This is a genomic window from Pseudomonas sp. FSL R10-1350 (genome assembly GCF_009600525.1).
Classification (GTDB): domain Bacteria; phylum Pseudomonadota; class Gammaproteobacteria; order Pseudomonadales; family Pseudomonadaceae; genus Aquipseudomonas; species Aquipseudomonas helleri.
Genome location: NZ_WIVR01000013.1, coordinates 25,239 through 43,831, shown reverse-complemented (window position 1 = coordinate 43,831; position 18,593 = coordinate 25,239). Strand labels below are relative to the sequence as shown.

Below are 18,593 nucleotides of genomic sequence, written 5' to 3'. Positions count from 1 at the left end.
CAGGATGCCCATGCGGTTAACGTATTACTTTTATCTGCTCGCAGGACTGCTCCTGTGCGCCCCCGTGTTTGCCGAGTTACCTAAACCCGAAAGCTTTCCCCTGCTCAGCCGCTCGGGCACCTATCACATGGAAGTCCCGCTGGATAAACAACAGCGTTACTGGCTACACGAGAAACGTGAATTACAGTTGGGGGCCTCCGCCCCCGACTACCCACCGTTTGACATGACCGTCAGCGGTCAGGATTTCGAAGGCCTGACCGCTGATTACGCAGGCATCCTCGCTAAAGCACTGAATGTATCAATCAAGGTCAAACGCTTCGCGTCTCGCGATGCCGCCATCAAGGCACTGGAAGACGGCAGCATCGACGTGCTGGGCACGTCGAATGGTTTTGAAGCGGCCAATCAAAAGCTGCTGCTGTCAGCCCCCTATGCCATAGACCAGCCGGTACTGGTCACCCGTGAGGGAGAGACCCGCTCTCTCTCTGACGGCCTGGCGGGCCTGCGGCTGAGCATGGTTTACCACTATTTGCCACTGGATGAGGTCAAGGCGCTTTACCCCAACGCCATCATCCAGTCTTACCCTTCTACGCAAAATGCCATTAACTCGGTGGCGTTCGATCAGGCCGACGTCTTTCTGGGCGACACGATCTCCACCCATTACATGATCAACAAGGGCTATTTGAAGAACATCAAAATGGCCAATTTTGGCAAGCATGAAGCTCACGGCTTCAGCTTTGCCGTACGCCGCGACAACTCGCAATTACTCGACATTATCAACGCCACTCTGCTTGCCGTGCCCAATAGTGAACGCGAAAGCATTGCCAAACGCTGGAACGCCGGCAGCGACCTGCTGCTCACCGATCAAAAACTGCAACTCACCGAGCGCGAAGAACGCTGGCTGGTCAAACACCCGGTGGTCAAAGTGGCGGTCAATGAAACCTTGGCACCCCTGACTTTTTTTGATGCCGACGGCAATTTCCGCGGCATTACCGCAGATCTCCTGGAAGTGATTCGCCTGCGCACCGGGTTGCGCTTTGAAATCCAGCGCGAGCGCAGCCTCAGCACCATGATGCGCATGGTTCAGCAGCACGACACCGACATCAATTCGGCCATCAGCCCCTCCGCTTCGCGAGAAAGCGCATTGGCCTTCAGCCGTCCCTATCTAGAAAACTCATTTGTGTTGCTCAGCCGCAAAGGCGCGGAGCAACCCGCCAGCCTCGATCAACTGGCCGGCAAGCGTCTGGCGTTGACCCACGGCAACCCGCTGACCGACTACCTGGTTGCCGAGTACCCGCAGATCACCCTGGTCGAGACCGATGACATCTACCAGGCCACTGAATTACTAGCCGAAGGTAAAGCTGATGGCGCCGTCAATACGCTGGTCATTGCCAACTACCTGCTCGCCTCGCAACTGTTCCAGGACCGCTTGCAGATCAGCACAACCCTGGGCACTCAACCGGCCATGTTCTCCCTCGCCACAGCTCGGGATGCCACCGAACTCGGCTCCATACTCAATAAAGCCCTGCTAAGCATTGGCCCCGACGAGCTGGGCGTGATCAACAGCCGCTGGCGCGGCTATGTGCCGGCATCCGACAGCTACTGGCGCAATTACCACCGCCTGATTTACCAGATCATTATTGGCACCAGCCTGCTGCTGTTGCTGTCATTGGTCTGGAATGCCTACATGCGCCGCCAGATCAATCAGCGTAAAAAAGCCGAGCGCGCGCTCAGCGACCAGTTTGAATTCATGAGTGCGCTGGTCAATGGCACCCCGCACCCCATTTATGTGCGTGACCGCGCCGGCATTCTGCAAACCTGCAACGACAGCTACTTGCAGGCTTTCTCGGCCCGTCGCGAAGACGTGATCGGCAAAAACGTGATGCAGACCCAAAGCCTGCTCAACAATCAGCATGAAGCCCATGACTATGAGGCGGATTACCAGCGCGTGATGCGCGAAGGCACGCCGATGATCGTTGACAGACCGCTGCATATCGGTGGCAAGACGCAAACCATTTACCACTGGATCCTGCCGTATCGGGACTCATTGGGCGAAGTTCAGGGCATTATCGGCGGCTGGATTGATATCAGCGACCGACGCCAATTGATGGATGAACTGCGCGCCGCCAAAGAACAGGCAGATGACGCCAACCGCGCCAAAAGCACTTTTCTGGCGACCATGAGCCATGAAATCCGCACACCGATGAACGCCGTCATCGGCATGCTTGAACTCACTTTGAAGCGCGCCGATCAGGGCTATCTGGAACGCCCCTCCATTGAGGTCGCCTACAACTCGGCCAAAGACTTGCTGGAGTTGATCGGCGACATCCTCGACATCGCCCGCATTGAGTCCGGGCGGCTCAACCTGAGCACGGAGCGGGTGAACCTGCGTGAGCTGGCCAACTCGGTGGTACGGGTGTTTGATGGCCTGGCCCGGCAAAAAAACCTCAGCTTGGTGCTGATCTTTACCCCCGAAGACAATGCCCCCGATGTGCTGATCGACCCCCTGCGCTTCAAGCAAATCATGACCAACCTGGTCAGCAATGCGATCAAGTTCACAGAACGCGGCCAGGTCACACTTGAACTGAAGATGCTGGCGACCGGCGTTGCCGACGAGGTGGAGTTGCTGCTAAACGTCAGCGACACCGGGATTGGCATCAGCACCTTCGATCAGGCCCGCTTGTTTGAACCCTTTGCCCAGGCAGAAAACTGCGGGCAACTGGCGCTCAGCGGTGCCGGGCTGGGCCTCGTTATTTGCCGCAGCCTGTGCCAGATGATGGGCGGAACTTTGAACTTGAACAGCCAGCCCGATATCGGTACGCAGATCCACATCAAACTCACCGTCAAGACCCTCGAACCGCGCGCCGAAACCGTAGCGCAAGAACCGGCCATTGCACCCGCCGTTCGGCAGTTGAATGTGCTGGTGGTGGATGACCACCCAGCCAATCGCTTGCTGATGTGCCAGCAATTGAGTTACCTGGGGCATCAGTTCACCACGGCGCACAATGGCGCAGCCGGGCTTGAGCTGTGGACAGGCGGCGCTTTCGACCTGGTGATAGCCGACTGCAACATGCCCGTCATGAACGGCTACGACCTGACACGTGCTATTCGCCGTCACGAACACGCCGCACAGCACGCGCCTTGCACCATCCTGGGCTTTACCGCCAATGCTCAACCCGAAGAGCGCCAGCGCTGCCTTGAAGCGGGCATGAATGACTGCCTGTTCAAACCCATCAGTTTGACCTTGCTGAGCCAGCGATTAACCGCCCTTGAGCCGCTGACGTGCGCAAAGGACGTCTTCAACATTGAAAATCTCTACGCACTGTCCGGCCAGGATGACAAGCGGATCAAGCTGCTGCTCGAAGAGCTGTTGCGCACCAACCAACAGGACCTCAACACTCTGAGCAAACTGAATGTTAACGACGGCCAGGAACCCTTTGCCGCCATTGCGCACCGGATCAAAGGCGCAGCGCGTATCGTCGGGGCCGTGCAACTGATCAACCAGTGTGAACGCCTCGAACACGCCAGCCAGGCCACACTCCAGGATTGCAGTCTGGGCGTACAACACGCCATGAGGACGCTCGAGCAGACATTGCTGCGCGAGCTGGCCCAGCGTGACGCTGCCACCTGACTGTTTGTTTGCACAAAACGGCCAATCCACAGGCAGATTGGCCACGGCTTACTATGCTTACAGGCATCAGCGCCCTGATGCCTGCGGAGACATGTCATGCCTTTTACCGTGCCCGCCAGTCAGCGTCAGTTCCCGCTGCATATTCATATCAGCGTGGTGTTCACCTTACTGCTGCTCCTGATGGGCATCGCACTGGGTGTTTTCAATTACCTGCAAAACACCCGCATCATCCTCGACAGCAGCCAGAAGCTGTTCGACCAGATCGAGCAGGACGTGCAGTTGGATCTGCTGAACACCTATCAGCCGCTGCGCAACACTTTGAACTTGCTGGCGCGCAACCCGGCGGTGCAGACCGATCAATTTGATGCACGGATGGAACTGCTCCCCACCTTCGTCCAGGCACTGGATGACAACCCGGCATTGTCAGCGCTGTATATGGGCGACAATCAGGGCAATTTTTTCCAGGTCCGCCCTTTGCGCACAGAGGCGATCAAAAATCGCCAAAAAGCCCCCGCCCAAGCTGCCTATGAGGTGTGGTCCGTGCAACGTTCGGGCAAACCCTTGGGTACCGAATCAACCAAGCTTTTTTATGACGAGTCGTTAACGTTGCTGGCACAGCGCACCGCCATTAATGACAGCTACGACCCGCGCAAGCGCAGTTGGTATATCCCAAGCCACGCCAGCATTGATCAATCCACCACCAGCCCGTACTTGTTTTTCTCCACCGGCGAAGTCGGCACCACCCTGTCCAAGCGCAGCTCGGCCAAGACGGTGATCGCCGCCGACCTGACGCTGTCTGAGCTGTCCAGTACCCTCGCCAAACACTTGATCACCCCCAGCACGCAAATCGTCCTGTTCGATGAGAGCGGTCAGGCGGTGGCGTACCCGGACACCGCCAAGCTGTTAAGCGAAGAAAGCCCCACGCAATTGGCCAAGGTCACGTCCCTCAATCCGGCCCTGGAGCGTTTGATCAACCAGGGTGCAGACGCCAATCACCACCTTGATGACGGCCAGCGCCAATGGATCGTGTCGTTGGCCAAGGTGCAGGATGGCGGCTCCAACGGTTTGCAATTGGCGCTCATGGTGCCGGAGGACGAGTTGCTGGCCGACGCCTATCGGCTGCGCTGGCAAGGCACGGTGGTGGCGTTGGCGATGTTGCTGCTGTGCCTGCCATTGGGCTGGATGACTTCGCGCTTGTTGGTCAAACCGCTGAAAGGTCTGGTGCAGGAAGCCAACGCGATTCGCAGCTTCGATTTCAATTACCCGCTGCAGCAGCAGTCCCCCGTGCTGGAGATCCATCAACTGGCCGTATCGATGCGGCGAATGAAAGAAACCCTCGCCAGTTTCTTTGAGATCACTGCCAGCCTCTCGGCGCACACCCGCTTTGAGCCACTCCTGCAATCGGTGATGGTTGAAATGATCAAGATTGGCCAGGCTCAGGCAGGTTTGATCTACCTGACTGAAAACGACAGTGCCGACCTGGAACTTAAAGGCCTGATCATCAATGACCAACCGTACGACCTCGGCACCCTGGCCCATGCCGTGATCAACCCGCAAAGCGATCAAGCCCCGCAATGGCTGCGCACCCTGAGCCAAGGCCAGGACAGCGTGGTGTGCACCCTCGACCTCGAGCACGCGGGCGAACTGGCACCGGTGATGCGCGAGCTCGACAGCCAAAACATCCATGTGATCGGCATTCGGCTGCATAACCGTCACCGTGAAACCGTGGGGGTGCTGGCCTTGATTCTCAACAACAGCGACCCCCATGCCGAACAGGAACCGCTCAGCGCAGAACGCATTGCCTTTATCAAAGCGGTGTCCGGGGCGGCGGCGGTATCGATTGAGAGCCAGCGCCTGCAAGAGCGCCAAAAACAGTTGCTCAATGCCTTTATTCAATTGGTAGCCGGGGTCATCGATGCCAAGAGCCCGTACACCGGCGGCCATTGCCAGCGGGTTCCGGAATTGACCTTTATGTTGGCCAAGGCCGCTGAACAGGACCAAAGCCCGCAGTTTGCCCACTACAACCCTACCGATGAAGAGTGGGAAGCCCTGCACATTGCCGCCTGGCTGCACGATTGCGGCAAAGTCACGACCCCAGAATACGTGGTCGACAAAGCCACCAAACTTGAAACCCTGTACGACCGCATACACGAAATTCGTACCCGATTTGAGGTGCTCAAGCGCGACGCGTGGATCAACTACTGGCAAGCACTGGCCAACAGCGGTGACGAACCGTCTTTGGCGCAACAGCGTGACGCCCGTCTGGCCGAGCTGGATGATGATTTTGCTTTTGTCGCCCGCAGCAATGTCGGCGGTGAAGCCATGGCCGAGGCCGATTTACAGCGTTTGGACAGCATTGCCCGACAAACCTGGACCCGCACTCTGGATGACCGGCTGGGTGTGTCATGGGAAGAAAACAAGCGCCAGGCAACCCGCGAAGAGCAGAGCTTGCCGGTGACTGAAAGGCTGCTGGCCGACAAGCCTGAGCACGTGTTCGCGCGCAATGAGTCAGAACTGATTGCCAGTGACAACCCATGGGGGTTCAAGCTGGAGGTGCCGCAGCACAAGTTCAATCGTGGCGAGCTTTACAACCTGAGCATCACCCGGGGCACGCTGACCGCTGAAGAGCGCTACATCATCAACAATCACATTGTGCAAACCATCCTCATGCTCAGCCGTCTGCCCTTCCCCAGCTATCTGGGCGACATTGCCGAAATTGCCGGTGGCCATCATGAACGGATGGATGGCAAGGGTTATCCCAAACGCTTGAACCGGGACGAGATGAGCCTGGCGGCGCGGATGATGGCGATTGCCGATATTTTCGAGGCCCTGACAGCCTCGGACCGGCCTTACAAGCGGGGCAAAACCTTGAGTGAGGCTTTGAAGATCATGGCGGGCATGTGCCTGGACGGGCACATAGATCCGCCCTTGTTTGAGCTCTTTATGCGCGAGCAAGTGTTTATGCAGTACGCCCGCCGCTACCTTGAGCCGCAGCAAATCGACCCGGTCAATGTCGACGAACTGCTGCTCAAGGCGGGCGTCAGCTGACGGATGTTGCGTTGATCAGCAGTCGCTCAAACGCAAGAAAATCGCCGCCAGCGCTTCAATGCCCTGTTGATCCTGCTCGGTGAAGCGGCCAATGCTCGGGCTGTCCAGGTCCAGCACACCGATCAGGCGACCTTCCTTGATCAACGGCACGACCAATTCGCTGTTCGAAGCGCTGTCACATGCGATATGCCCGGCGAATGCGTGCACGTCTTCAACGCGTTGGGTCTGCCGGGTGGCCGCTGCGGTGCCACACACACCACGGCCAAACGGAATACGTACACAGGCGATCTGCCCCTGGAACGGTCCGAGTACCAATTCTTCGTTTCGGTTGAGGTAAAACCCGGCCCAGTTCAAGTCTTCAAGCTGGTTAAACAAAAACGCGGAAAACTGTGAGGCGTTGGCAATAAAGTCCCGCTCATCGGCCAGCAAAGACTCCAGTTGAGCCTTCAGCAGTGCGTAGCCGTCCAGGCCCTCGCCGGTGGCGTTTAAATCAATCATTCGTCTGCTCCAACAATTTCAAACCAACCCAGTAGCGCGCGAACTGATAAGCACAGCGGCCATTACGATTGCCGCGTCCGGTTGCCCAGCGCACGGCCAAAATATCCAGCGCCTGATCGCGTTGCCACTGCAGCCCGGCCTTGCTGGCCAGCACGTTGATCCAGTGTTCAACCACGCTCAGGTAATGTTCTTGAGTAAACGGATAAAACGACAGCCAGAGCCCGAAACGGTCAGACAGGGCAATCTTGTCTTCCACGGCTTCATTGGGGTGAAGTTCACCGTCAACGTTCTTCCAGTTCTCGTTGTCGCTCTCTTTTTCGGGCACCAGGTGCCGACGGTTCGACGTGGCGTACAGCAGAACGTTATCCGGAGCCTGTTCCAGCGAGCCATCAAGCACGCTCTTAAGCACCCGGTAATCACTCTCGCCCGACTCAAAGGACAAGTCATCGCAAAACAGCACAAAACGCTGGGGCAACCCTTGTAACTGCTCGACCACTCGCGGCAGGTCCGCCAGGTGATCACGCTCGATTTCAATCAGCCGCAACCCTGCGCCCGCATATTCAGCGAGCAAGGCGCGAATCAATGAAGACTTGCCGGTCCCGCGCGAGCCCCACAGCAAGGCGTGGTTAGCCGGTAAACCATCAAGAAACTGTTTGGTGTTGCGCCCCAGTTGATCGAGTTGCTTGTCGACGCCGATCAAGTCAGTCAGGCGCATTTCCAGGCTGACGTCCAACGGCAGCAAATACCCCGTACGGCCATCACGCTGCCAGCGTGCAGCCAGGCAGCTATCCCATTCAATCGCCTGGCGAGTCGCTGGCAACAAAGGCTCAAGGCGAGCCAGAACGGCTTCGGCGCGCTCCAGAAAAGCACTCAGTTTAGGATCCATTTCATCTCCACAAACAGCTGCACAGTGATTGCGCATTGATACGCCAGACGCTGAACGTTCATTCGACGTGTAGGACGATTCGGGTAATTGAAAAAACCGCACGCCCACCAACAAGTTACCCCACACTTCGACTATTCTTGCGACCGGTAAGGGAATGGGAACAGGTGCAGCACCCAATGGACATAAAATTCACCCATCGTCTGTCTTTCAAACAAGCAAGGCTGACAGTGCTGGTCGGGTTTGCTCTGGGGACGATGCTGAGCCTGGTGCAAATCGGTATCGATTATGCCAGTGAAAACGCTGCTATCAACCGGGAAATCCAATCCCTGCTGGACATCAGTCACAATCCGGCGTCGCGCATTGCCTACAACCTGGATACAGAACTCGCCCAAGAGCTGGCCATGGGGCTGCTGCGCTCCCCTGCCATCACCGGCGTACAGATCAGTGATAACGACAAAAACACCCTCGCGCAGGTTCGTGACTCGCCTGAGGGCGGGCGTTATCGTGCCCTGAGCGATTTTTTGTTTGGTGACACCCGAAACTTCGACGACCGGCTGTATTTCAATCATTTACCCGAACAAAGCGTGGGTGAGTTGCACCTTGAGGTAGACACCTACCCCTTTGGTGCGCGCTTTTTGCAACGCGCCGAAGTCACCTTGCTCAGCGGTTTTGCCCGCAGTTTTCTGCTGACCTTTATTCTGCTCGGGCTGTTTTACGTGATGCTGACCCGCCCGCTGGTGCGTGTCATTGGTGAACTGAGCAACACCAAGCCGGGCCACCCGAACCCCTCGCGCGTGCAATGCCCGCCGGGCCATAAAGATGACGAGATCGGGGTCTTGGTCGATGCGACCAATCAGCAGTTTGATGCCGTCACTCGTGAAATAGAGCAACGCCGCGCGGCTGAAAACCGCCTCACCGAATACCTCGCGCAACTGGAGAACATCGTTTCGGCGCGCACCCAGGAGCTGGAGGCCAGCAACATCCGCCTGAGCCACTCCAACGAAGAGCTGGAAGCCGCCCGCAGCACCGCCCTTGAAATGGCCCAGGCCCGGGCTGCGTTTCTGGCCAACATGAGCCACGAAATTCGCACCCCCTTGAACGGCCTGCTGGGCATGCTCGCCCTGAGCCTGGACGGCCCGCTGAACGCCGAGCAGCATCAGCAACTGTCAATTGCCCACGACTCGGGCAAAGTGCTGGTCGAGCTGCTCAATGACATCCTTGACCTGTCCAAATTCGACGCCGGCCAATTAGAGCTGGAACACATCGCATTCGACCTCAGCACGCTGATTGAAGACACCGCCAAGCTGCTCTCGCAGAACGCGGCGCCCAGCGTAGAACTGACGTGCCTGATCGACCCGGCCTTCCCGGTGCTGGTCATGGGTGACCCGACGCGCGTGCGGCAAATCGTCAGCAACTTGCTCTCCAACGCGCTCAAATTCACCCGCTTTGGCCGTGTCGATGTGCGCTTGAGCCGGCACGACGACCTGGTGCATATCGAGGTATGCGACACCGGTATCGGTATCGCCCAAGAAGCCCAAGCGCGTATTTTTCGCCCGTTCACCCAGGCGGGAGCCGGCATCACACGCCAGTTTGGCGGTACCGGCCTGGGGCTGGCCCTGACCCGCAGCCTGTGCGAAGCCATGCAGGGGCGGCTGACCATCAGTTCCGAGATCGGCTTTGGCAGCCAGTTCTGCGCCGAACTACCCCTGCCCTGCCACACCCCGGCAATCCCCTTCAAACCGCTCAACGGGCGGGTCATTGCGGTGAGCGCTTCAAGCAGCGGCCTCAGCGAACTGCTCAGCAACTACCTGCCGCTGTGGGGGCTGGAGTATGAACGCTACTCACTGGGGCAATCCCTGGAGGGCGTCGACACAGAGTTGCTGATCACCGATTGCTCGGAATGCTTGTCCGAACTGCGCCCGGCCATCAGCGCGCCTATTTTGCTGGTCACCGCCTATGGCAACTTTATGCCCGGCGACCAAGTCAATGCCCTCGCCCCGCTGCAACAAAAGGCCCGCCCCCTGTCGCGCCTGGCGCTGTACCAGTCGGTGCAGCATTTATTGCAAAAAGAAGGTGACGAAAGCCCCAGCCTCCCGGTCAGCAGCGACCCGGTGCTGCACCGCGCGCGGATACTTCTGGTCGAGGACAACCCGGTCAACCAATTGGTGGCCAAGGGCATGCTGAGCAAACTGGGATGCGAGGTGGTGATTGCGGCCCATGGTGGCGAAGCCTTGGGGCAACTGGAGCACAGCCACTTTGATCTGGTGCTGATGGACTGCAACATGCCGGTGATGGATGGCTACGAGACCAGCCGACGGATTCGCCAGAGCGGCCGCTGGCCAGACCTGCCGATTGTGGCCCTGACCGCCAATGCCATGCCCGAAGAGCGCGAACGCTGCCGTGCGGCAGGAATGAACGACTACCTGGCAAAACCGTTTCGCCGCGAAGAACTCGCGGCGCTGCTGGAAAGCTGGGTGCCCGTGAAAGATCTGTAAAATCAGATAGCTATAGGAATTAACTGCAACAGTATGGTCTGCAAAAGCTTTGCGTAATTGCGTTGTTCAGGTACGGAACAAACGACCGTCAGCCTGCCTCTGTACTGCGCTTGAGCTGTGTCAGGCCAGCATGAACCAGCGCTAAGCGTTGGGCGATAATTACGTGTGCGATATAGACGACAAAAGCGAGAGCTACCTCGATTCGATCCAGGAATACGACGAGCCACGCTTGAACCATTCTTCTCAAATACCGACTTTATGGAAACTGAAAAGACGGAGATATTTGAACCATTCCTGATAAATGCAGCCTCCCTTTTCGCTTCATTTAATAATAGGCCCAACTGTCAATTCTGACAGTAGACAGCCTTTAAGGAAATGTATGAACATATTATTTCCTCTACGCGCTGAGGTTTTAAAAAATGACGACGAATAGCTCCCAAGGTCTTTTCCTTTCTATGTTCCTCTCTGGCTTTAAAGAGCCCGACATGAAAGTTGAGATATGTGGCAATATCAGCCACCTAAATTACGAACCCAAACGCTACGAAATAAACGAAGATAACGATAAATTCGTCCTGGTGCCTTCCGTCGGCGTGGGGGTACCGGTCAGAATCAAGTGCGAGAACAGACACACCGAAGATATTATTTTTTATAAAGAAAACAAAGAAGTGCATGAACGACTAAAGAGTGGAGAAGCCAGAACACTGATCTTTAATTCGAGGGTCAATTACAGAGTAGAAAAAATCCCACTTCTTGAAAGAATTACTATCATCAATCTGATGGACGATATTAATTACTGGTCCAGGACCTACGACATAGACGTCAACAACATGAGTCTGGAGGAGCTGAAACGTGCGGCAGTCGCATTGGAGGGCGGTGAAAAAGTTATGACACTGGGAGGTATAAGGCAGCAACTTGATCCTACACATGGCATTCATTACACGCGAATAAACGAAACGGCATTCCTGAGTAATAAAACCAGTATAGAAGTGACAGCTTTTGATCGCGGAGCCGCTGATCAGCGCCGCTGGTTTGCAACAGATTGTTCACTCGCCATCTATCCTAAAGACAGACGCGGCTGGGAAAACAACAACCACAAGAAGTATGACGCCTCTAAAGTATTACCCCTACCGGATGATTCAAAGCTACTGTGTGAATACGGTATCAGCGCCTCGGGATATCTTGTATTCGGATGGAAGAGCGGACCTCGAGCCCAATGGGGTTATGAATGGTATGACTACGTATTTTCGTTAGCAGTACCTCGATAAGAAAATCCGTTAAAGTGGCGACATAATCATTCAATTGAATAACCATTGTCGCCATTAACGAGAGTAATTTAACTTATCAGCAATAAATCATGAACTTTCAAATGTATTTGAAATCGGGTGGATGTTATTTCAGGAGTTTCTTAATATCGGCCTTGAGGGCGCTGGGCTTGGTTGCCGGGGCGTAGCGCTCGACTTTGCCGTCCGGGCCAATCAAAAATTTGGTGAAGTTCCATTTGATCGCTTCCGAACCCAACACCCCCGGCGCCCGCTTTTTCAGCTCGACAAACAGCGGGTGCGCGTTGTTGCCATTGACCTCGACCTTTTTGAACAGCGGGAAGGTCACACCAAAGTTCACTTCGCAGAACTCTGAAATCTCTGCTTCATCCCCCGGCTCTTGCTGGCCAAACTGGTTGCACGGGAAGCCAAGAATCACCAGCCCCTGATCCTTGTATTGCTGCCACAACGCTTCCAACCCTTTGTACTGTGGGGTGAAGCCGCATTTACTGGCGGTATTGACCACCAGCACGGCCTTGCCCGAATAGTCCGCCAGGGTCTTTTGCTCGCCGCTGAGGGTAGTACAGGGAATTGTGAGCAATGTATCAGTCATGACAGCACCTCAAGGAATGAGCATCAAGCACGTGGAACCAGGTCCAGGCACACCGAATTGATGCAGTAGCGTAGTCCGGTCGGCGGCGGACCATCGGGGAATACATGGCCCAAATGTGCATCACATTTGGCGCACACCACTTCGGTGCGGATCATGCCGTGGCTCACGTCGCGGATTTCTACCATCGCACTCGCACCAATGGGCTCATAGAAGCTGGGCCAGCCGCAGCCCGAATCAAATTTGGCGTGCGAATCAAACAACGGTTCATTGCAGCAAATACAGTGATAAACGCCATCGGTTTTGGTGCCGTTGTATTTACCCGAAAACGGTCGCTCGGTGCCTTTAAGACGGCACACGTTGTACTGCTCCGGATCGAGCATGGCCTTCCATTCGTCCAGGGTTTTGTTCAACTTTTCCATGGTTCTACCTCTGCAACTGAAAAACCCCGACCGGTGGCTTTTCCAGGGGGCGGGTGGCACGTATGATTGCGCCTCGTTATGCGCCAGTCTGGCACCCGCTCTGCAAGCATTCAAACGGATTCTTGAAGCCTAGCGGTGTTCGCCAACGCAGAATTTCCCAGTGCACAGGTGCCCACCTTGCCTGGATCGTTCATTTTCGGGATCCCATCGCCATGCAGGTCAGCAAATCAAACAAGCTCGCCAACGTCTGTTATGACATTCGCGGCCCAGTGCTCAAGCACGCCAAACGTCTGGAAGAGGAAGGCCAACGCATCCTCAAGCTGAATATCGGCAACCCGGCACCTTTTGGTTTTGAAGCGCCGGACGAAATCCTGCAGGACGTTATCCGCAACCTGCCAACTGCTCAGGGCTACAGCGACTCCAAAGGCCTGTTCAGCGCGCGCAAGGCGGTGATGCAGTACTACCAGCAAAAGCAGGTCGAAGGTGTCGGCATTGAAGACATCTACCTGGGCAACGGCGTGTCCGAGCTGATCGTGATGTCGCTGCAAGCGTTGCTCAACAACGGTGACGAAGTGCTGGTGCCGGCGCCGGACTACCCGCTGTGGACCGCTGCCGTGACCCTGGCCGGTGGCCACCCGGTGCACTACCTGTGCGACGAGCAAGCCAACTGGTGGCCAGACCTTGAAGACATCAAGGCCAAGATCACCCCGAACACCAAAGCCATGGTGATCATCAACCCGAATAACCCGACGGGCGCGGTGTACTCCAAGGAAGTGTTGCTGGGCATGCTCGAACTGGCACGCCAACACAACCTGGTGGTGTTCTCGGACGAGATCTACGACAAGATCCTCTACGATGACGCCGTGCACATTTGCACCGCTTCGCTGGCCCCGGACGTGCTCTGCCTGACCTTCAACGGTTTGTCCAAATCGTACCGGGTGGCGGGCTTTCGTTCCGGCTGGATCGCGATCTCCGGCCCCAAGCAAAACGCCCAGAGCTACATCGAAGGCATCGACATGCTGGCCAACATGCGCCTGTGCGCCAACGTGCCCAGCCAGCACGCCATCCAGACCGCACTCGGCGGCTACCAGAGCATCAATGATCTGGTGCTGCCCAACGGGCGACTGCTGGAGCAGCGCAACCGTACCTGGGAACTGCTTAACGACATTCCTGGCGTCAGTTGCGTAAAACCCATGGGCGCGCTGTACGCTTTCCCACGCATTGACCCGAAAGTCTGCCCGATCCTAAACGACGAAAAATTCGTTCTGGACTTGTTGCTCTCGGAAAAACTGCTAGTGGTCCAGGGCACCGCGTTCAACTGGCCTTGGCCGGACCACTTCCGTGTGGTGACCCTGCCGCGCGTTGACGAACTGGACATGGCCATCGGTCGAATCGGTAACTTTCTGAAGACCTACCGTCAGTAATTTCTGAACATGCTGTGCGACAAATGAAAAGTCGCACAGCATGTGTCCACTGAAAGAATCTTCATTTGTTAGCTTTCCCGACTTTTCCTGCACACCCGAAAAACCTAAAACCTGGCAAGGCCTTTAATTTATTGGCTTTGAGCCTGACTTTTGCCTGAATAAAGGGTCCATTCATATTAGGAAATATCTGGCGCCGCGCTCAATTCGACCTGTAGGACACAGTTTGAAATAGTCACTTGGTTGAATAGCCTGAGGCAGCACCTTATATACCCGCATGCGGCAACACCCTTAAGACGAGGAGATTCTTACAACCATGATGCGCATTCTGCTGTTTTTGGCCACTAACCTGGCGGTCGTGCTGATTGCCAGCATCACCCTGAGCCTGTTCGGCTTTAACGGGTTCATGGCGGCCAACGGGGTTGATCTGAACCTCAATCAGCTGTTGGTGTTCTGTGCGGTCTTTGGTTTTGCAGGGTCTTTGTTCTCGCTGTTCATTTCCAAATGGATGGCGAAAATGAGCACCAGCACCCAGGTGATCACTCAACCTCGTACACGCCACGAACAATGGCTGATGCAAACCGTTGAACAACTGTCCCGCGAAGCCGGGATCAAAATGCCTGAAGTGGGGATTTTCCCGGCTTACGAGGCCAACGCGTTTGCCACCGGCTGGAATAAAAATGATGCGCTGGTAGCGGTTAGCCAGGGCTTGCTTGAGCGTTTTTCGCCCGATGAAGTGAAAGCCGTACTGGCTCACGAAATCGGCCACGTCGCCAATGGCGACATGGTGACCCTGGCCTTGGTGCAAGGCGTGGTGAACACCTTTGTGATGTTCTTTGCCCGCATCATCGGCAATTTCGTCGATAAAGTGATCTTCAAGAACGATGAAGGCCGTGGCATTGCCTACTATGTCGCGACCATTTTCGCGGAGCTGGTACTGGGCTTCCTGGCCAGCGCCATCGTGATGTGGTTCTCGCGCCGACGCGAGTTCCGGGCTGACGAAGCCGGTGCTCACCTGGCCGGGACTGGCGCCATGATCAGCGCCCTGCAGCGCCTGCGCTCCGAGCAAGGCCTGCCGGTGCACATGCCGGACACCTTGTCTGCCTTTGGTATCAATGGCGGCTTGAAGCAAGGCCTGGCGCGGATGTTCATGAGCCATCCGCCTCTGGAAGAACGTATCGACGCACTGCGTCGTCGCGGCTAACCGCTACGGGCTTACTCAAAAGGGCGACTTCGGTCGCCCTTTTTTGTGCCCGCTGTTCGGATATTGCCTACACGCCTGCTTCAGGGCGCTGAACCAACCTTTAAATTCGATAGATAAGCACTAAAACTTATATTGGATTTAGATCAATGATCAGGTTGAAGATGGCGCATCCAAACCTTGAGGACCCTCACCATGCTGCCTAGCCTGTACATTTCACACGGCTCTCCGATGCTGGCACTGGAACCCGGTGAAAGCGGCCCGGCCTTGAAGCGCCTCGCCGCGCAATTTGCGAAGCCCAAGGCCATCGTGCTGCTTTCGGCTCACTGGGAAAGCGCCGACCTGCGGGTTGCCAGCCACCCTGCGCCAGAGACCTGGCATGACTTTGGTGGCTTCCCACGCGCCCTGTATGCCGTGCAATACCCGGCGCCGGGCGATCCGGCGCTGGCCGCACGGATCGTGCAACTGCTGGCCACACACGGCCTGCCAGCGCAACTGGATGCCAAACGCCCTTTCGACCATGGCGCCTGGGTACCGTTGTCATTGATGTACCCGGCAGCCGACATTCCCGTGGTGCAGGTGTCGCTGCCCAGCCAATTGGGCCCTGCGGGCTTGAATGAAGTGGGCCAGGCGCTGGCAAGCTTGCGCAGCGAGGGGATCTTGATCATTGGTTCCGGCAGCATCACCCATAACCTGCGCGAGCTGGACTGGCAGGCGGGCCCGGAAAGCGTCGAACCATGGGCCAAAGCGTTTCGTGACTGGATGATTGAAAAGCTCGCCGCCGACGACGAAGCAGCTTTGCACCAGTACCGGCAACAGGCGCCGTTCGCCGCCAAAAACCACCCGAGCGATGAACACCTGTTGCCGCTGTACTTTGCCCGGGGAGCGGGCGGCCCGTTCAGCATTGCGCATCAGGGCTGGACCTTGGGCGCACTGGGGATGGACATCTACCGGTTTGGATAATGATGCGCCAAACCTCTGTGGGAGCGGGCTTGCTCGCGATGCAAACAACTCGGTACATCAGTTGCACCTAGTCGATCCAATCGCGAGCAAGCCCGCTCCCACTCCCCTGATCGAGGGATCAATCGCACCTTTAACCGCAGGCAAAAAAAATCCCCGAACCAGTCGGGGATTTTTTAGTGATCAATCACAGCACGCTGTGATTAATCTTCGCGGTAGCGACGCAGCTTCAACTGCTTGCCAGCGACACGAGTGTCTTTGAGCTTGGCCAGCAGTTTTTCCAGGCCTTCTTCCGGCAGTTCTACCAGGCTGAAGCTATCACGCACTTGAATGCGACCGATTGCTTCACGTGCCAGGCCACCCTCGTTGAGGATAGCGCCCAGCAGGTTCTTGGCAGCGATACCATCACGCGCACCCAGCGCGGTACGGCAACGAGCACGGCCTTCAGCCAATGGAGCCGGAGCACGACGCTCGCGATCACCACGGTCTGGACGGTCGCCACTGCGCTCCGAACGCTCACGCGGAGCACTGTTCGGCACCAGCGGGCGCTCACGCTCAATAGCTGCCAGGGTCAGAGCCTGACCGTTGGTGGCTTTGCGCAACAGGGCAGCGGCCAACGCACGCGGGCTGCAACCGATATCGGCAGTCAGACGATCCAGCAGGTCGCCGTGAGTCGATTCAGCATCAGCAACCAGTGGCGCCAGGCTGTTGGTCAGTTTCTTGATGCGCGCATCAAGGACTGCCTGAGCATCCGGCAGGCGGACCTCAGCAACCTTTTGACCGGTTACACGCTCGATCACTTGCAGCATGCGGCGCTCACGTGGAGTCACCAGCAACAGTGCACGACCTTCGCGACCTGCACGGCCAGTACGGCCGATACGGTGAACGTAGGACTCTGGATCGTAAGGCATGTCAACGTTGAACACGTGGGTGATACGCGGAACGTCAAGGCCACGAGCGGCTACGTCGGTCGCCACAACGATGTCCAGACGGCCATCTTTGAGGGAGTCGATAACGCGCTCACGCTGGTTCTGGGCAATGTCACCGTTCAGCGCAGCGGCTTTGTAGCCTTTGGCTTCCAGGGCGCTGGCCAGGTCCAGGGTGGCTTGCTTGGTACGCACGAACATGATCAGCGCGTCGAAGTCTTCAACTTCCAGCAGGCTCAATACAGCCGAGGTCTTCTGGTCAGCGTGAACCAACAGGTGAGCCTGTTCGATCGCGGTAACGGTCTGAGTCTTGGTCTGGATTTTAACGTGCTGCGGGTCACGCAGGTGACGCTCGGCAATGGCACGGATCGACTGCGGCAAGGTGGCCGAGAACAATACGGTCTGACGGGTAGCAGGCAAAGCCTTGAAGATCACCTCAAGGTCATCCATGAAGCCCAGCTTGAGCATTTCGTCAGCTTCGTCGAGAACCAGGTGGTTCACGGTCGCCAATACTTTTTCGTCGCGACGCAGGTGGTCGCACAGACGGCCCGGAGTGGCAACAACGATTTGTGCGCCATTACGGATTGCTTTCAGTTGTGGGCCCATGGGCGCGCCGCCGTAAACGGCCACAACGTTAACGCTAGGCATTTGCTTGGCGTAGGTTTCGAAAGCGGTTGCTACTTGCAGCGCCAACTCACGGGTTGGCGCCAGGATCAGGGCTTGCGGTTCGCGCTTTGCAGGATCGATGCGATTGAGGATAGGCAGGGCAAAGGCGGCGGTTTTACCCGTACCGGTTTGCGCCTGACCAATCATGTCGTGACCGGCCAAAATGATCGGGATCGATTGCTGCTGAATAGCCGAAGGCTCTTCGTAGCCAGTCGCGATGACGGCTGCAAGAATGTTCGGGTTAAGATCAAAAGCGGCGAAGCCGCCGGTTTCCTGGGTCATGGGTCTGCCTCTAAGTGCATCCGCAAAGACCCATGCTCCAAAGCTGCGCATGCCGTGTAAGACTACAAGAGTCGCCCTGGCTGCTTTGTCGGCGGGGATTTGCGAAAACGTTAAATGAATGGAGCGTTCAGGGTAGTCCGCGAAACGGACGAGCAGCCGAAGCGTACTTCGGGAAGTGCAACACCTAAACGTGGCCCGGCTAAAGGCCGGCGCGCACTATACCGGATTTATCACAAAAAAAAAGCGCTTTTTTAACAGTCGATCGTCTGCAAGCCTCTGTAGACCGGGCTT

Annotated in this window: 12 protein-coding genes; 7 read left to right on the top strand and 5 right to left on the bottom strand. The window is 56.7% G+C overall.

Translation table 11 applies throughout. The annotated features are described in order from the left end of the window. The first annotated feature begins 4 nt into the window (after nucleotides 1-4). On the top strand, nucleotides 5-3,628 hold the full coding sequence (locus GHO25_RS08880; protein WP_153390614.1) for a transporter substrate-binding domain-containing protein: 3,624 nt from the start codon (nucleotides 5-7) through the stop codon (nucleotides 3,626-3,628). A gap of 96 nt (nucleotides 3,629-3,724) precedes the next feature. Next, nucleotides 3,725-6,676 (top strand): HD domain-containing phosphohydrolase, encoded by a 2,952-nt coding sequence (locus GHO25_RS08875; protein ID WP_153390613.1) that lies wholly within the window; start codon nucleotides 3,725-3,727, stop codon nucleotides 6,674-6,676. A gap of 15 nt (nucleotides 6,677-6,691) precedes the next feature. On the opposite strand, the gene GHO25_RS08870 is transcribed toward GHO25_RS08875, so the two are convergent. Together GHO25_RS08870 and GHO25_RS08865 are read right to left on the bottom strand one after the other, a co-directional pair. Next, nucleotides 6,692-7,174: a GAF domain-containing protein gene (locus GHO25_RS08870; protein ID WP_153390612.1), complete on the bottom strand. Its 483-nt coding sequence runs from the start codon at nucleotides 7,172-7,174 to the stop codon at nucleotides 6,692-6,694. Then, nucleotides 7,167-8,060, bottom strand: coding sequence for an ATP-binding protein (locus GHO25_RS08865; protein ID WP_153329935.1), 894 nt, complete (start codon nucleotides 8,058-8,060; stop codon nucleotides 7,167-7,169). Before GHO25_RS08865 ends, GHO25_RS08870 begins: the two co-directional genes overlap by 8 nt. 176 nt (nucleotides 8,061-8,236) lie before the next feature. Between GHO25_RS08865 and GHO25_RS08860 the strand changes: the two genes are divergently transcribed. Beyond that, nucleotides 8,237-10,555, top strand: a complete 2,319-nt coding sequence (locus tag GHO25_RS08860) for a response regulator (protein ID WP_153329937.1) — start codon at nucleotides 8,237-8,239, stop codon at nucleotides 10,553-10,555. 419 nt (nucleotides 10,556-10,974) lie between these two features. Beyond that, nucleotides 10,975-11,820: a hypothetical protein gene (locus GHO25_RS08855; protein ID WP_178110035.1), complete on the top strand. Its 846-nt coding sequence runs from the start codon at nucleotides 10,975-10,977 to the stop codon at nucleotides 11,818-11,820. A gap of 124 nt (nucleotides 11,821-11,944) precedes the next feature. Here the strand turns inward: GHO25_RS08855 and GHO25_RS08850 are convergent, their stop codons facing one another. Together GHO25_RS08850 and msrB are read right to left on the bottom strand one after the other, a co-directional pair. Further along, nucleotides 11,945-12,427, bottom strand: a complete 483-nt coding sequence (locus GHO25_RS08850; protein WP_153390610.1) for a glutathione peroxidase — start codon at nucleotides 12,425-12,427, stop codon at nucleotides 11,945-11,947. Nucleotides 12,428-12,450: 23 nt separating this feature from the next. Then, nucleotides 12,451-12,846 (bottom strand): peptide-methionine (R)-S-oxide reductase MsrB, encoded by a 396-nt coding sequence (gene msrB / locus GHO25_RS08845; protein ID WP_153390609.1) that lies wholly within the window; start codon nucleotides 12,844-12,846, stop codon nucleotides 12,451-12,453. A gap of 212 nt (nucleotides 12,847-13,058) precedes the next feature. On the opposite strand from msrB, the gene GHO25_RS08840 reads away from it, so the two are divergent. The 3 genes from GHO25_RS08840 (at nucleotide 13,059) to GHO25_RS08830 (ending at nucleotide 16,431) form a co-directional block, all read left to right on the top strand. Then, nucleotides 13,059-14,270 (top strand): pyridoxal phosphate-dependent aminotransferase, encoded by a 1,212-nt coding sequence (locus GHO25_RS08840; protein WP_048368739.1) that lies wholly within the window; start codon nucleotides 13,059-13,061, stop codon nucleotides 14,268-14,270. 313 nt (nucleotides 14,271-14,583) lie between these two features. After that, complete coding sequence (gene htpX, locus GHO25_RS08835; RefSeq protein WP_048391298.1) at nucleotides 14,584-15,471, top strand: protease HtpX; 888 nt, start codon at nucleotides 14,584-14,586, stop codon at nucleotides 15,469-15,471. 192 nt (nucleotides 15,472-15,663) lie between these two features. After that, the gene (locus tag GHO25_RS08830; RefSeq protein ID WP_153390608.1) at nucleotides 15,664-16,431 is read left to right on the top strand and encodes a class III extradiol ring-cleavage dioxygenase; all 768 of its coding nucleotides are present in this window, start codon (nucleotides 15,664-15,666) and stop codon (nucleotides 16,429-16,431) included. 200 nt (nucleotides 16,432-16,631) lie between these two features. Here GHO25_RS08830 and GHO25_RS08825 read toward each other — a convergent pair whose 3' ends face one another. After that, nucleotides 16,632-18,302 (bottom strand): DEAD/DEAH box helicase, encoded by a 1,671-nt coding sequence (locus tag GHO25_RS08825; RefSeq protein ID WP_048368742.1) that lies wholly within the window; start codon nucleotides 18,300-18,302, stop codon nucleotides 16,632-16,634. Nucleotides 18,303-18,593: the final 291 nt, after the last annotated feature.